Origin of the sequence: Roseburia sp. AF22-2LB (assembly GCF_003461125.1) — a bacterium.
In the GTDB taxonomy this organism is placed as follows: domain Bacteria; phylum Bacillota; class Clostridia; order Lachnospirales; family Lachnospiraceae; genus Roseburia_C; species Roseburia_C amylophila.
Map to the genome: position 1 here is coordinate 442,631 of NZ_QTWM01000001.1, position 15,902 is coordinate 458,532.

Sequence of the window (15,902 nt, forward strand, 5' to 3'; positions counted from 1 at the left end):
TTGTGAAAGAAGTAAAATCAATCAAATTTAACTTTATAATGAATCTGATTCGGGTTTTGATGACAATAGTATTCCCGCTGATTACCTATCCATATGCAACGCGGGTACTGAATTCTGCCGGAGTGGGACGGGCTGCCTATGTAGCATCCATTGTCAGCTATTTTCAGCTGGTAGCATCCTTTGGTGTTAATAATTATGCCATTACAGAGGGTGCAAAAATCCGTGACGATAAGGCAAAATTAAATAAATTTGCTTCGGAGATGTTTTTCATCAATCTGGTATTTACGGTGCTTGCTTATATCGGATTTGCAGGTGCGTTGTTCCTGCCGAAGTTTGACGGCTATGAAATGCTGCTGTTAATCAGCAGTTCTACGGTTCTATTTACCACCCTTGGTATGGAATGGCTCTATGAACTGTTGGAAGAGTATGAGTATATTACGATTCGTTCTGTCATTTTCCAGGTAGTAGCACTTGTAATGCTATTTGTGCTGGTACGGAATGAAGGTGATGTGGCATGGTATGTGGCATTGACTGCGGTATCTACCGTTGGCTCCGGTGTGCTGAATTTTATTCACAGCAGACATTACATCCATTTATTTGAAACAAGAGTCCATTGGGCTGATATCAAGGTTCATATGAAACCGATGGTATATATGTTTGGCGTTTCGATTGCATCTGTTATTTATCTCAATTCCGATATTACAATGTTGGGATGGATGAAGGGAGATAAGGATGCGGGAATCTATACAACGGCATCGAAGATGAATCAGGTTTTGTGTACGCTGATTAAATCTCTGAGTACGGTTATCATGCCCCGGATGGCATATTATCTTGAAAATGACCAGAAGGATAACTTTGACCGACTGTTAAAACAGGCATTCCGTTTTATGATGATGTTAATTGTACCATGTATGGTGGGTATGCTTTTGATTTCGCCGGAAGTCATTCATCTGATATCCGGTAAGAATTACAGCGAGTTTTTCCCGAGTGTTACAACATCGAGAATTCTTGCCATCAATTTGTTCTTCTCGCCGATTAACGGCTTTATTGCATATCAGATATTTATGCCAAAGAAGAAAGAGAAGATTATTTTCTGGGCAACCTTGGGTGGCGCAATCAGTAACCTTATCATTAACTACCTGCTGATTCCGGTATTAAGCTACGATGGAGCAGCAATTGCTACCGTACTGGCAGAGGCAATGGTAATGTTAATCTGCATTATCTTAGGACATAAGATGATACCGTTTAAGGGAATGATGCAGGGTGTCTGGAAATATGTCATCGCATCCGTTCCGATGGTCATTGCATATGTGCTGTTTCAGAAGGTAACTTTCAGCAGTTATTTGATTTATATGTTACTGATGATTATAATTGGAGTAGTAACCTATGGCATTATGCTTTTAATCTTAGGGGATGAACTGGTGCGTGAAGAAGTACGCATGATATTTGGAAAATTGAAACACAATGAAAAATAAGGAGGATACACATGAAAATTGCAGTAGCAGGAACCGGTTATGTGGGATTGTCAAATTCCATTTTATTAGCACAGAATAATGAGGTATGGGCAGTCGACATTGTTGAAGAGAAGGTCGATCTGATTAATCATAAGAAATCTCCAATCGTCGATAAGGAGATTGAAGAATATTTAGCAGAGAAACCATTGAATCTGCGGGCTACCACAGATGCAAAGGCAGCATATGAAGGAGCAGATTTTATTATCATTTCCACTCCGACCAACTATGATGAGAAGAAGAATTACTTTGATACATCATCCGTAGAAGCCGTAATCAAGCTGGTTATGGAATATGCACCGGATGCAATTATGGTTATCAAATCTACAGTTCCGGTTGGCTATACCGAAAAAGTAAGAGCGCAGTTTGGCAGCAAAAATATCATCTTCTCTCCGGAATTCTTAAGAGAAGGAAGAGCATTATATGATAACCTCTATCCATCCCGTATCGTAGTGGGATATCCGAAAGAGGATGAAAGCTTAAGGGCAAAGGCAGAAGAGTTTGCCGGCTTATTAAAACAGGGTGCTATCAAAGAGGATATTCCGGTATTATTAGCACACCTCACCGAGGCAGAAGCAATCAAATTATTTGCAAATACTTATCTTGCACTGCGTGTTTCCTATTTTAATGAGCTGGATACCTATGCAGAGGTAAGAGGATTAAATACCAGACAGATTATCGAAGGCGTAGGCTTAGACCCACGAATCGGTAATTATTATAACAATCCATCCTTCGGATATGGCGGATACTGCCTGCCAAAGGATACCAAGCAGTTACTGGCAAATTATGCGGACGTTCCAAATGATATTATCGGAGCAATCGTTGCAGCCAATACGACAAGAAAAGATTTCATTGCACAGCAGATTTTAGATAGAAATCCTTCTGTAGTAGGTATTTATCGTCTGACCATGAAGACCAATTCCGATAACTTCCGCCAGTCTTCTATTCAGGGCGTTATGAAACGTCTGAAAGCAAAGGGCATTGAAGTAGTGATTTATGAGCCAACCTTAAAGGATGACAGCTTCTATAATTCCAAAGTAATCCGTGACTTAGATGAGTTCAAGAAGATGTCCGATGTTATTGTATCCAACCGTAACAGTGCAGACTTAGAGGACGTGCAGGACAAGGTATATACCAGAGATATTTATGACAGAGATTAATTTTAGAAAATAAAGCTGCCTGATTAGAACGACGAGATTAGCGCAGTGAGATTAGAGCAGTGAAAAAAGGAGACAAGATGAAACTGAGCCTTTATAACCTCAGAAAAGGTTTCCGATATTTAAAAAATTATGGTTTAAAGGAATTCTTCATCCGCCTGAAAGAAAAAGGAGAACCGGAGCAGATTTCCTATGCGGAATATGCAGTAGGCCATAAGGTAACAGAAGCACAACTTAAGATACAGACAAAAGAATCTGATAAGTGGTCTTATCGACCGCTTATCAGTTGTGTTTATATGGGAGAAAATAGAGAAGATGCGTTGGCTATGTTAGAACAGCAGAGCTATACCAACTGGAATCTAACCTGTATCGATAAGCTTTGTACCGGAAAAGAAATAGAACTTTCCGGGGAATATACAGCGCTTATTGAGGCGGGTGACACCATAGAACCGGATGCTTTATACGAGCTTGCCCATGCCATTGCTTTTCCAAAAGAGACAAAGCAGTCAGGAATTCACTGGGAAGAAATCGGAAAGCCGGATTTGGTTTATACGGATGAAGATGTCAGATGTCCGGATGAATCAAAGACAACGGAGACAGCAGAGCCTCTTTTAAAGCCGGACTTCAGCCCGGATTATCTGGAAAACTACTGTTATATCAGACATTTATGCTGCATCAGAAAAACGGTATTCCTGCAGGCACTAAAAGAAAATGACGGAAATCCTGCAATAGAAGAACTGATCTGCCGGGCGGCAAAGCAGTCCGATAGTATCATCCATATTCCCAAAGTGCTTTATCATACAAAGGCGGAGCATGCACCGAGAGTAGAGCATGCATCTATGGCAGCAGGCAGTCACAAAAAGAAGCAGCCATTGGTATCCATTCTGATACCGAATAAAGACGAAAAAGCTTCTTTGGAAAAATGCATCACATCCATTCGGCAGGGCAGCTACCGGAATTATGAGATTATCATTATAGAAAATAACAGTAAAAGCGAAGAAATCTTTGATTATTATAAAGAGCTGCAGATGCAGTATCCGGATATCCGTGTGGTAGAATGGAAACCTGAAATACCGGGTACTTTTAATTATTCAGCCATTAATAACTATGGAGCATCCTATGCAAAGGGTGACTATCTTTTGTTCTTAAACAATGATATTGAGATTATAACAAAGGATTACATGGAACGGATGCTTACCCTGTGCGGAAAAGAAAATACCGGAGCAGTGGGAGCAAAGCTTTATTACCCGGATGATACGATACAGCATGCCGGAATTGTCATAGGCATCGGTGGACATGCCAGAGGAATTGCAGCCAATATGTGTGTAGGACAGGTACGCAGCGATAGTGGGTATATGTATAGAGCCAGCCTGCGGCAGAATTTAAGTGCAGCAACAGCAGCATTTCTTATGGTGCCGGCAAAGGTGTTCCGTGAGGTGGACGGATTCTGCGAAGCTTTATCAGTAGCATTTAATGATGTGGATTTGTGTCTTAAAATCCGGAAGAAGGGTTATCTTATTATATATGAACCATCCGTAGAAGCGTACCATTATGAATCAAAGTCCAGAGGACAGGAGGATACAGAGGAGAAAGTACGCCGTTTTCAGGAAGAGATTGAATATATGCGAGCCCGCTGGATTGATATTTTAAAGCAGGGAGATCCCTATTATCATCCTGGACTGACCCGTTACCGGACAGATTATTCCCTGGGACAAAAGCACTAAGGCATTGCAGAATTTGTAAGAAAGTGGTAACTTTGTAACTGAGTATAGAGAAAAACAAGTAACAGGGAGGTAGAGTTACACATGATGAAAGTTTATATTTGTCCGAAATGTGGCTGGATACGGACGGTTTCAAGAAGAAATGAAGTGGAATGTTTTAAATGTGGAAATGAAAAGATGGTTCTGGCAAAGATTCCTTATGAGAAATATGGGAAGATGAGTGAGAAAGAACGGAAAGACTATTCGGAAAGCTGGCTGTATATTCACAGAAACAGCATTTGACAGAAGAAGAACATACTTTTTTCACAGAAAATTAAGAAAGAATTCGGTTGTACCTGACAGGGTAGGACTGGTATAATATTCCTAAAAGGATGGCTTGTATTGCATAAGAGGGAATAGATTATGTATAAAAAAGAACGAAAAAGCTGGATGAAGCATCTTGACTTTACGATTCTGGATATTATCTGTCTGGAACTTGCATATGCCTTATCCTATTTTATGCGTTTTGGAAGAAAAAATGAGTTTTTAAATGAGGAATATCAGCGATTAGCGGTAGTCCTTATTTTGATTGATATCTGCGTGGTATTTTTCGGCGAATCCTATAAGAGCATTCTGCGGAGAAAGAATACGCAGGAATTTAAGCATGTTGTTGTTCATGCAACAATCATTGTTGCCGGAATGATGGTATATGGATACTGGACCAGACAGTCTGACTTCTCCAGACAGATTTTCCTGATGTTCTGGGGACTGTCTATGATTTTTGAATTTGTCGGCCGTTCCGGGCTTAAGAATTTTATTAAGAAAAAGATGATGAATGACAGAAATCTGTCTGCCATGATAGTGGTAACGACAGATGAACTGGTGGAGAGCTGTCTTAAGGAATTTGAAAATCTGCCATATCGGGAATTTGCCGTGCACGGAGTTGTTGTAGTGGATGCAATGCGTAAGGGAGAAATTATCCGGGGCATTCCGGTGGTAGCAAATGCAGATGATTTCTTTGAATATGTAAAAAATAATGTGGTAGATGAAGTATTTATCAATGGCAATACTATAGCCAGCAGCCAGGCACTGGCAGATGATCTGCTGGAAATGGGCGTTACGGTACATTTTAATCTGGTACATGCTTCCAAGCTGATGCCGAATAAAGTAATCGAGCAGTGTGGAAATTATATGGTTTTAACTTCCAGTATGTGTATTGCAACACCACGTCAGTTGTTTTTTAAACGTCTGATGGACATTGTAGGCGGTTTTGTGGGATTGGTGATTGCAGGTATTGCTACCATTATTTTTGCACCGATTATTAAGAAGCAGTCACCAGGACCGATTTTCTTTTCCCAGATTCGTGTGGGAAAAAATGGCAGGAAATTTCGCTTTTATAAATTCCGTTCCATGAATGTAAATGCAGAAGAACAGAAAAAAGAGCTGATGGGGCAGAATGAGATGTCAGGGCTGATGTTTAAGATGGAAGATGATCCGAGAGTATTTCCGGTTGGCAGGTTCATGCGGAAGTTTTCCATTGATGAACTGCCACAGTTCTGGAATATTTTAAAAGGGGATATGAGTCTGGTAGGCACAAGACCGCCGACGGAGGAAGAATTTGCCGGATATGAGGCAAGGCACCGGGCAAGACTCGGAATTAAGCCAGGACTTACCGGAATGTGGCAGGTCAGTGGAAGAAGTGACATTACGGATTTTGAAGAAGTGGTACAGCTGGATACCTACTATATTACAAACTGGTCACTGGCATTGGATATTAAAATCTTGTTTAAGACCATTCAGGTTGTTGTAACAGGAAAAGGATCGAAGTAAGCAATGGGATTAACGAAAAAGGCTGCATATGCAGTTGGAATGATACGCAAGCATGGACTCCGGGGACTGGCGATTAAAGTAATGGAAACAAAATATGAGCCCATAGACCATGAATATACGAAAAACTGGCAGAATTATATGGTGACAAAAGAAGAATGGAAGGTGCAGCGGAATACGTTGTTTGAACATATGCCGCTGGTTTCTGTTGTAGTACCATTATATGAGACACCGGAATGCTTCTTACGGGAACTGATAGAGGGCATGCTGGGACAGTCCTATGAAAACTGGGAACTGTGTCTTGCAGATGGAAGCCCTACTGATAAAATCGAACGTTTTCTTGCAGAAAATTATAAAGAGGATGCAAGAATACGTTACCGCAGACTGTTGGAAAATGGTGGGATTTCAGAGAATACCAATGAGGCAGTTGCGATGGCAATGGGTGAATATATCGGATTATTGGACCATGATGATGTGCTGGCTGCCAATGCCCTTTATGAAGTGGTGCGGATGTTAAATGCCCATCCGGATGCACAGGTGATTTATTCCGATGAAGATAAAATTGATGCAGAATCCGGGATACACAGCCGGCCACATTTTAAGACGGATTATAATCCGGAATTGCTGATGCATTATAATTATATCTGCCATTTTCTGGTAGTAAAGAAGACCATGTTAGAGAAGGTGGGGGATTTCAATCCCTGCTATGATGGTGCCCAGGACTATGAACTGGTGCTCCGCCTGACGGAGCAGACGGATGCCATTTATCATATTCGAAAGATTCTTTATCATTGGAGAATACACAGTGGTTCCACGGCAGGTAGTTCCCTGTCCAAGGATTATGCCTATGATGCGGGAAAGCGGGCATTGGAAGCCTACGTGCAGAGGCGGAAAATCCCGGCAGAGATTAAAGAAGCCCAGGGGCATAATTCTTATGAAGTGATTTATGAACAGGAAGTTCCGGAGCCGGAGCTTATTAATCTTGCGGAAATAAAGGAAAAAGATGCTTTAAATGAACTGGTAGAAAACAGCACAAGGGAATATCTTTTCATTTATGACAGCCGTCGCACCAGATTGCTTGGGGAGAGAGAACGAAAAGAACTGGCACAATATGCCTGCTTAAATAAAGTGGGACTGACAGGTGTCCGGTTTAAAAAGCACCGGAAGTTAGTTTCGGCAGGCATTGGCGTATTACCGGATGGAAAGAAGGGATACCTTTTTGAAAAACTTCCGGTCTGCTTCAAGGGATATTTCAACCGGGCAGTGCTTCCCCAGAATGTCAGCGCCGTTCCGCTGGAACAATGTATCATAAAGAAAGAAGCATATCTTAAGGCTGGCGGAATTGCTCTGGATAAAGAACCGTTAGAGCGAGCAATAGATTTTGCCGGACGTCTGCAAAAAGCGGGATATCAGATTATGCTGGATGCAAAACTTACAGCAGTTTATAAGGGATAGAAAATGAAACATGTATTTATTATAGGCAGTAAAGGAATTCCGGCGGCTTACGGCGGGTTCGAGACATTTGTAGAGAATCTGACCGGACAGGCAGTCAGTGAAGACATTCAGTACCATGTGGCGTGCATGTCTGACCATAATGAAGAATTTACTTATCATAATGCGAAATGCTTCCGGGTGAAGGTGCCGGATATCGGACCCGCGAGAGCCGTGTATTATGATTTGGCAGCATTTCGTTACTGCATTCAGAAAATTAAAAAAGAAAAGATAGAGGATGTCGTTGTCTATGTGCTGGCATGCAGAATCGGACCATTTGTGGGGCACTTTAAAAGGCAGCTGCACCGGTTGTCTGGTACACTTTATGTAAACCCGGATGGACATGAATTTATGCGGGCAAAATGGAATAAATGGATTCGTAAATACTGGAAATATTCGGAAAAGGGAATGGTAAAGCACGCAGATTTATTAGTCTGTGATTCAAAGAATATTGAACAGTATATCAGGGATGAATATCATAAATATCAGCCGAAGACCACATTTATCGCATATGGAACACTATCTTATAAAGCAGGTGAACCAACAGAGGATTTGCTGGCATGGTATCAGAAGTTTGATATCAGAAAAGAAAATTATTATCTTATCGTCGGAAGATTTGTCCCGGAAAATAATTACGAGACAATGATTCGGGAATTTATGGCATCTGATTCCACAAAAGATCTTGTAATCATCACAAATGTGGAAGAAAATGCTTTTTATGAAAGTTTAAAAGAGAAAACCGGCTTTTTAAATGACAAGCGGATTAAATTTGCAGGAACCGTGTATGATGCTGCATTGCTGGCAGAAATCCGCTGCTTTGCTTATGGATATTTCCATGGACATGAGGTGGGAGGAACCAATCCATCCCTTCTTGAGGCACTCAGTACCACAAAACTGAACCTGCTTTTAGATGTGGGCTTTAATAAAGAAGTGGGGGAAGATGCCGCACTGTACTGGAATAAGAAAAACGGAAATCTTGCCACACTGATTCAGAAGGCGGATACTATGGATGAAGCAGAGAGGGAAGAGCTTGGCCGGAAAGCGAAGGACAGAATGAAGAAATGGTATAGCTGGGAAGCAATTGTACAGCAGTATGAAACACTGTTTCTTACAGGAGAGGAAGAGAGAGAATGATATCGGTCTTAGTAGTAACCTATAACGGAGAAACCTATATCAGAGAACAGATAGACAGCATACTTAAAAATATCGGACTGGGTGATGAACTGGTGGTATCGGATGATGGTTCACTGGATACTACGAGGGAAATCCTTAAGTCCTATCGGGAACAGGATGCCAGAATCCGTGTTATGGAAGGACCGGGTGAAGGCGTTATTGCCAATGTGGAAGCAGGACTTAGGGCGTGCCGGGGCGATTATATTTTCCTTGCAGACCAGGATGATGTCTGGATGCCGGATAAAGTAGAGAAAGTCATGGAAGTATTCCGGAGGAAGAAAGCCATGGTTGTGGTTCATGATGCCAGAGTGACAGATGCTGCATGCAAAGAGACACTGATGCCGTCCTTTTTTGTTTACCGCCACAGTGGAAGAGGTGCGATTAAAAATATGATTAAGAATACCTATATGGGCTGCTGCATGGCATTTCGGAAAGAGGTATTGGATGCAGTACTTCCGATTCCGAAGGATGTTACCATGCATGATCAGTGGATTGGTGTGAAATGTGATTTGAAATATCACCGCACGGTATTTTTAAAGGAACCATTGATTCTTTACCGGAGGCATGAAAAGAATGTATCCGATTTTTCCCATAACAGCGTGGGTGTAATGATTAAGAATCGCTTAATTTTTCTAAAACGGATATTAAGCTATCATGGATAATATTGACACAAAAAGTGTTTTGTTATATATTAGTTTCAATTGTTTTGAAAAAATGAATAGAAAATGTTTAACATCAGGAAAATAAGATAATGGAGATGACTTATGAGTACAAGTAGTAATAATAGAAACCGTAAAAGAAAGAAAATGACCAGACGTCAGAGAAGAAAGAGAAAATTGATTCTTTTTATAGTGGAAGTACTGGTTATCTTAATTCTTCTGGCAGCATTATTTGTAATTATTAAATTAAATAAACTCAATAATACCGGTGATTTGGATGAAGATAAGCTGAATATTAATATTGATGCCAAAACCCAGGAATTGTTAGATGGTTATACGAACATTGCATTATTTGGTATTGATAACCGCAGTACCGGCAAATATGAGTCCGGAAACAGTGACTGTATCATGATTGCAAGTATTAATAATGATACGAAGGAAGTAAGACTGATATCGGTTTATCGTGATTCTTTCCTGGCAGTAGATGATGATGACAATTTAAGAAAACTCAATGCAGCATATGCAAAAGGCGGTCCGACCGGTGCAGTTGCAGCATTGAATAAGAATCTTGATCTGGATATTAAAGAGTATGTAGCTGTGGACTTTAATGCAGTTATGGAAGTGGTAGATGCACTGGGTGGAATTGAACTTGATATTAGTTCCAAAGAAGCAGAAACCATGAAAATATATATCAATGAGATGAATGAGGTAATGGGAACCAATGGAACAGCAGTTTCCGGACCTGGACTTCAGACAGTGAACGGAATCCAGGCATTGGCTTATTGCCGTGACCGTTACAGCGGTGGTGATGACTACGGCCGTACCGAGCGTCAGAGAACCGTTATCAGTAAAATAGTCGAGAAGGCAAAAGCAGCCAGTCTTCCTACATTAAATAAGGTGATTGATAAATTATTCCCGGATATTTCCACAAGTCTTAGCAGTTCTGAAATATTGGGACTGGCAGCAGGCATCAAAGACTACGAACTGGCAGATACACAGGGCTGGCCATTCCAGCTTACCACAGAGCGTATGGGAGGAAAGCTTGGCGATGTAGTAGTTCCTACAGATCTGGAAACCAATGTGAATTTACTGCATCAGTATTTATTTGATGTAGAAGATTATGAGACAACACAGACCGTAAAGAATATCAGTAAATCCGTAATCAATGAGTCTGGAAAGACTGCTTCGGATACAGTAAGAGATACAAATCCGTTTACGGCAGAGGACACAGAGGCGGATACCCAGACACAGTAAAGAAAGATAAATAAAAATATTCATAGGAAAAGCTGTCTGGAATAGGACAGCTTTTCTTTCGCAGGAAATAAGGAAGAGACGAAAAAGAGACGGAAAACGAATTCAGAAAAGTTGTTTCTTATATCATGACAGGAGGTTCTCCATGGCGGGAAGAACATCGGAAAAAGGGAATACAACAGGAAAAACAATATTCTGCTTTATCGGAAAGGTAATTGGAGCTGGAATTACAGCATTTGCAATTCTGGCGCTTTTTTGCGTATTTTATTACAACCCTCCGGTACATGAACCATGTGGAAATGGAGTGACCAGCTATGTAAGACAGGCAGATACGTTCTGGGCGAGAGGAACGGAAGGTTTTGCCATGGGAACTACAGATGACAGTGGTTATAACAACAGTTATCCGGCGGATGGAAGAAAGACTGCTATTTTAATGATGGGTTCTTCCCAGACGGAAGGACTGTATGTCAACGAGGATGATTGTGTATCTTATTTGCTAAATGAGAAATACGCCGAAGATGGAAGCAACCGGTATGTATACAACGTGGGAATGTCAGCCCATACCATTTACCGTAATATCAGTAATTTGGAAAATGCCCTTAAGGTTTATCAGCCTGCTGAATATGTTGCGTTAGAGACCGGAACACTGGCAATGAATCCGGTAGAAGCTGCTCAGGCATTAAATCATGAAATGCCGGAGCTGACAGCGGGAAGCGGAATACCGGCACTGGAAGTATTAGAAAAGAATCCTTATATCAAGCTATTGTATCAGCAGTATAAGAATCTGCAGAGCCAGAACAATGGAGAAGCAGATGTAACAATTACGGAAAATGCCGGATATGATGTATTTGGTGATGACACCTATGCGGCCACGGAGGAACTGCTTGCCTATATCAGCAGGACAGCGGAAGAAGCAGATGTTCAGGCGGTGATTTATTATATTCCGGATATGACATTGACAGAGGATGGCAGTTATGAATGCTCTGCAAGTGTGGACACCAGAGATACTTTTGCAGAATTATGTGGAAAATATAATATTATTTTTGCGGACATGACAGATTCCGTAGAGGAAGCTTATGTGAAAGAGCATATTGTAGCCAGTGGATTTGATAATACAACAGTTGGCTATGGGCATCTTAATGCATATGGACATGAGCTTCTGGCACAGTGCATTTATGATGCAATCGGAGAGGAGGAGCAGAGATGAGTTTTGCAAGTGTAAGCTTTTTACTGTTTTTTCTTGTAGTGCTTCTTCTTTTACTTCTTGTACAGAGGGTGCTGCCTTTTGCGGAAATAAAGTGCCGCATCATATGCCAGGGAATCCTTCTGATAGCCAGTTATGTTTTTTATGGCTGGTGGAATATGCGGCTTTGCCTGCTTTTAATGGGAATTACATGGATTTCCTTTTTTACCGCGGTAAAAAAAGATGAAAAGCATCTGCGGCAGAGCCGGATTTCTCTTCTGATTGGAGTAGGCACGCCTTTGGCGGTCCTTGGAATTTTTAAATATTATGATTTCTTTGTGACTTCCTTTTGTGATGTGTTTCATCTGACACCGGGAGTGCTGAATCTGATTCTTCCGGTAGGAATTTCCTTTTATACCTTTCAGGCATTGAGCTATACCATTGATGTCTATACCGGGAAGATAGAAAAAGAAAAAAGCTTTTTGCAGTTTGCGTTGTACTTAAGTTTTTTTCCACAGCTTGTAGCGGGACCGATTGTAAAAGCATCGGAGTTTCTGCCACAGCTTAAGGAGAACCGGAAGGTTACACTTGCGGGACTGGAAAGTGGAATACAGATATTTGTATTTGGTATGTTTAAAAAAGTGGTACTGGCGGACAATATTTCTGTATTTGTGGATGAAGTATATCGTAGTCCGCAGATATTTGGTTCCGGAACGGTTGCACTGGCAGTAGCAGCCTATGCCATTCAGATTTATATGGATTTTTCCGGTTATTCGGATATGGCAATCGGCTGTGCAAAATGTATGGGCTATGAATTACCGGTGAACTTTAACCTTCCATATATATCCCATAATGTCAGTGAGTTCTGGAAACGGTGGCATATCAGCCTTTCAAGCTGGCTGATGCAGTATCTTTATATTCCGCTGGGTGGTAACCGCAAGGGACGTATTCGTACTTATGTAAACCTGATGATAACGATGCTTTTAGGGGGACTCTGGCACGGTGCAGAATGGAGCTTTGTATTGTGGGGTGGTCTCCATGGACTGGCTCTTTGTATCCATAAGGGCTTCCGGAAACTGGCTGGGTATCAGAAAGGGCAGGAGAGAAAGAAAAATGTTCTGGTGGATACCTTATCCATCCTCGGAACGGACATTTTTGTCTGCATCTGCTGGATATTCTTCCGGGCAGAAAATGTGCCGAAGGCATGGCTGGTATTAAAACAGTTATTTGGCTTCCGGGCGGGCATTACACATCCGTACAGCTTTGCCATTGCAGCAATTATTATTCTTTGCATTGCAACAGTGGCTGCATATCTTAGGGCAGCAAAGAAAAAAGAAAAGACCGTCAATGGTTTTTATCCGGTTATGGATTTAAATCATTTCTGGTCTCTTGTGATTTTCTTTGTTGAGATAGGCCTTATCCTTGGTCTGGCTTATGTGAAGGGCAGTCCGTTTATTTATTTTCAGTTTTAGGTAAGGCAGTTTGTGTGTCTGCCATGGAGGTCTTTGGTGTCATCGGTTCATCAATAATGAATGGTGGACGGTTTCTGGTGGCATCATAAATACGCCAGATGTAGGAACCAATAATACCGATGGAAAGCATAATAATTCCCATACCCATTAAAAGTACGATTAATAATGAGGTATAGCCTTCTGCAGTTATAATTCCGGTCATTTTCCGGTAAATTGTAATAAAGAACAGAATGAGTGCAAAGAGAAATACTCCGGCACCGGCTGCAGTGACCATGGTAATCGGAAAGCTGGAGAATCCTATCAGGGAATCCGTGGCAAGTTTTATTTTTTTGTGAAGAGTCCATCGGGAATGTCCGATGGTTCTTTTTTTCCGGATATAAGGAACAGTTGCAGTCTGAAAGCCACTCCACAGGACCTGTCCCATAAGAGAGGTATTTTTTTCCTTCATTGCGACCAGCAGGTCAATGATTTGGCGGTCAATCAGAAAACTGTCAAATCCACCTTTGGGCATGGTGGGAAGTGCAACCTCCTTCATAATATAGGCATAAAGGGAAGAAACAGCTTTCTGTGTAAGAGGTTCTTCACGGTCAGCACGGGTAGCAAGTACTACTTTATTACCATCCCTGTATTTTTCTAACATACTTAAGATTAATTCTGACGGTTCCTGTAAGTCTGCAGCTTTGCGGACAGCACAATCGCCACTGCAGCGGGAGAGTCCTGCAAGAATGGCAGCATGTTCACCAAAATTACGGGATAATTTTAATGGGATAATATGTGTATCCAGGCGGGCAAGCTCGCAGATGACATCATAGGATTTATCTTTGGAACCATCATCAACCATGAGAATTTCATAGTCACAATCTAGTTTACATAAAACCTTTTCCCGCAGATCATTGTAAAGTGGAAGAAGGTTATCATGGTTAAAATACACTGGTATTACAATGGATAGTTTCATAACATTGGCTCCTTTCATAAAGTATTACTTCTTGATTCTTTATTATGATAACGTATGTTTTTGTAAAATCAATAGGGTAAAGAAAGTCTTAAGAAAATAGTAAGAGAACTCTTAGTTGTCTGGATAAGTTTTCAGGAGTATAATACCAACGATTCATCATGAAGAAGAAATTAATAATGAAAAGGAAATGAGAATGGAAAAGACAAATCAGACTCTGAAAAGAGGGTATTTAATATGTTTATTTCTGGCATTGACAATTTGGAGTATGGCAACTACTTCCGGAAGCGGGCCGGATGAAGCAATGAAATATGATATCTGTAATTATATAGCGTCCCATGGAAAGCTTCCTGATGGAACGGACCCGGCGCTAAGAAATCCAATCTGGGGAATATCATATGGATTTACTCCGATTCTGTCATATATGATAAGCGGAGTTTTTTTGAAAATAGCTTTTTTATTTACCACAAATGCGTATTGGCTGTATGTGGCAGTCAGATTCACCAGTGTACTTTCCATAACCGGAATGGCATATTTGATGTTTCAGATAGGAGAGTACTTATTTCAAACCAATAGAAGCAGATTTTTGTTCGTAATGTCTGGAACCCTGCTGCCCCAGGTAATGTATCTTGGAAGTTATCTGAATAATGATTCCTTTGCATTATTTACAATTGCATGGATTATTTATGCCTGGCTTAGGGGCAGGGACAGACACTGGGACTGGAAAAGCTGTATCCTATTAGGAACTGGAATAGGGTTATGTGCATTATCTTATTATAATGCCTACGGTTATCTTTTGATGAGTATACCGTTTTTCTTTATTTCCTACTGGAAGGAAAGGCAAATAGAAGGTGAAGGAAAAAGAACTGACATGCATCGGATGTTCAGGATGGCAGCAGTAATTGCTATTGTAGCAATACTTTTAGCTGGCTGGTGGTTTATCCGGAGTGCAATATTATATGATGGTGATTTCCTTGGACTTCGAACAACGGATAAATATGGGGAAATGTATGCACAGCCGGGATTCCGTCCGTCAGAACGGCCGACGCCATATCATCAGGGCTGGTCATGGTACCAGATGTTATTTACTTCCGGCTGGCTGAGAACATCACTGATCAGCTTTATTGGAATATTAAGGACCTGCGACTGGAATCTGATGGGCAGGGGCTATCTGGGGATTGGAATACTTTTTCTTGCTGGAATCATTGGCTATCTGGCAGGCGGGTGGAAAAGAAAAATATTTTCGTCAGACAGACTGCTGCATATCACATTTCTGATATGCATGGTAATTCCATGCGGATTGAGTATTTATTATTCTTTTTATAGTGACTATCAGCCACAGGGGCGGTATCTGATGCCGATGCTGATTCCGTTTCTTTATTTTGTCACGACAGGACTGACTTTGGTACTTGAAAAGATACCACAAAAAGTAAATCGTATGTTATACGGTGGAATTTATATGTTTTTCATATTGATATCTGCAGCAAGTTTTTATTATGTTCATGCGCTGATATAGATTTCAAAAA

The 15,902-nt window shown here is 41.0% G+C and carries 13 protein-coding genes; 12 read left to right on the forward strand and 1 reads right to left on the reverse strand.

What is annotated here, in order from left to right:
- Nucleotides 1-2 precede the first annotated feature (2 nt).
- The 11 genes from DWX96_RS01940 to DWX96_RS01990 all read left to right on the forward strand — a co-directional run bounded on the left by DWX96_RS01940 (nucleotide 3) and on the right by DWX96_RS01990 (nucleotide 13,424).
- Nucleotides 3-1,475, forward strand: coding sequence for a flippase (locus DWX96_RS01940; RefSeq protein WP_118172998.1), 1,473 nt, complete (start codon nucleotides 3-5; stop codon nucleotides 1,473-1,475).
- Nucleotides 1,476-1,486: 11 nt separating this feature from the next.
- Nucleotides 1,487-2,671, forward strand: a complete 1,185-nt coding sequence (locus tag DWX96_RS01945) for a nucleotide sugar dehydrogenase (protein WP_118056466.1) — start codon at nucleotides 1,487-1,489, stop codon at nucleotides 2,669-2,671.
- Between the two features lie 77 nt (nucleotides 2,672-2,748).
- Nucleotides 2,749-4,392: a glycosyltransferase family 2 protein gene (locus tag DWX96_RS01950; RefSeq protein WP_118056465.1), complete on the forward strand. Its 1,644-nt coding sequence runs from the start codon at nucleotides 2,749-2,751 to the stop codon at nucleotides 4,390-4,392.
- Between the two features lie 81 nt (nucleotides 4,393-4,473).
- Complete coding sequence (locus tag DWX96_RS01955; protein WP_022244445.1) at nucleotides 4,474-4,671, forward strand: hypothetical protein; 198 nt, start codon at nucleotides 4,474-4,476, stop codon at nucleotides 4,669-4,671.
- Nucleotides 4,672-4,791: 120 nt separating this feature from the next.
- Nucleotides 4,792-6,198 (forward strand): sugar transferase, encoded by a 1,407-nt coding sequence (locus DWX96_RS01960; RefSeq protein ID WP_118056464.1) that lies wholly within the window; start codon nucleotides 4,792-4,794, stop codon nucleotides 6,196-6,198.
- A gap of 3 nt (nucleotides 6,199-6,201) precedes the next feature.
- A complete protein-coding gene (locus DWX96_RS01965) occupies nucleotides 6,202-7,650 on the forward strand; it encodes a glycosyltransferase family 2 protein (protein ID WP_118056463.1) in 1,449 nt (482 codons plus the stop codon).
- Nucleotides 7,651-7,653: 3 nt separating this feature from the next.
- The gene (gene cps2T, locus DWX96_RS01970; RefSeq protein WP_118056462.1) at nucleotides 7,654-8,820 is read left to right on the forward strand and encodes a beta 1-4 rhamnosyltransferase Cps2T; all 1,167 of its coding nucleotides are present in this window, start codon (nucleotides 7,654-7,656) and stop codon (nucleotides 8,818-8,820) included.
- Entirely contained in the window at nucleotides 8,817-9,521 is a 705-nt protein-coding gene (locus DWX96_RS01975) for a glycosyltransferase family 2 protein (protein WP_118056461.1), read from the forward strand. Before cps2T ends, DWX96_RS01975 begins: the two co-directional genes overlap by 4 nt.
- Before the next feature lie 102 nt (nucleotides 9,522-9,623).
- The gene (locus tag DWX96_RS01980) at nucleotides 9,624-10,772 is read left to right on the forward strand and encodes an LCP family protein (RefSeq protein ID WP_117946448.1); all 1,149 of its coding nucleotides are present in this window, start codon (nucleotides 9,624-9,626) and stop codon (nucleotides 10,770-10,772) included.
- Nucleotides 10,773-10,914: 142 nt separating this feature from the next.
- A complete protein-coding gene (locus DWX96_RS01985) occupies nucleotides 10,915-11,976 on the forward strand; it encodes an SGNH/GDSL hydrolase family protein (protein ID WP_118056460.1) in 1,062 nt (353 codons plus the stop codon).
- The gene (locus DWX96_RS01990; RefSeq protein ID WP_118056459.1) at nucleotides 11,973-13,424 is read left to right on the forward strand and encodes an MBOAT family O-acyltransferase; all 1,452 of its coding nucleotides are present in this window, start codon (nucleotides 11,973-11,975) and stop codon (nucleotides 13,422-13,424) included. Before DWX96_RS01985 ends, DWX96_RS01990 begins: the two co-directional genes overlap by 4 nt.
- On the opposite strand, the gene DWX96_RS01995 is transcribed toward DWX96_RS01990, so the two are convergent.
- Entirely contained in the window at nucleotides 13,405-14,379 is a 975-nt protein-coding gene (locus DWX96_RS01995) for a glycosyltransferase family 2 protein (RefSeq protein WP_117697452.1), read from the reverse strand. The two genes, DWX96_RS01990 and DWX96_RS01995, sit on opposite strands and share 20 nt — an antisense overlap.
- Nucleotides 14,380-14,572: 193 nt before the next feature.
- On the opposite strand from DWX96_RS01995, the gene DWX96_RS02000 reads away from it, so the two are divergent.
- Nucleotides 14,573-15,892, forward strand: a complete 1,320-nt coding sequence (locus DWX96_RS02000; protein ID WP_158551977.1) for an ArnT family glycosyltransferase — start codon at nucleotides 14,573-14,575, stop codon at nucleotides 15,890-15,892.
- The last annotated feature ends 10 nt before the right edge of the window (nucleotides 15,893-15,902 follow it).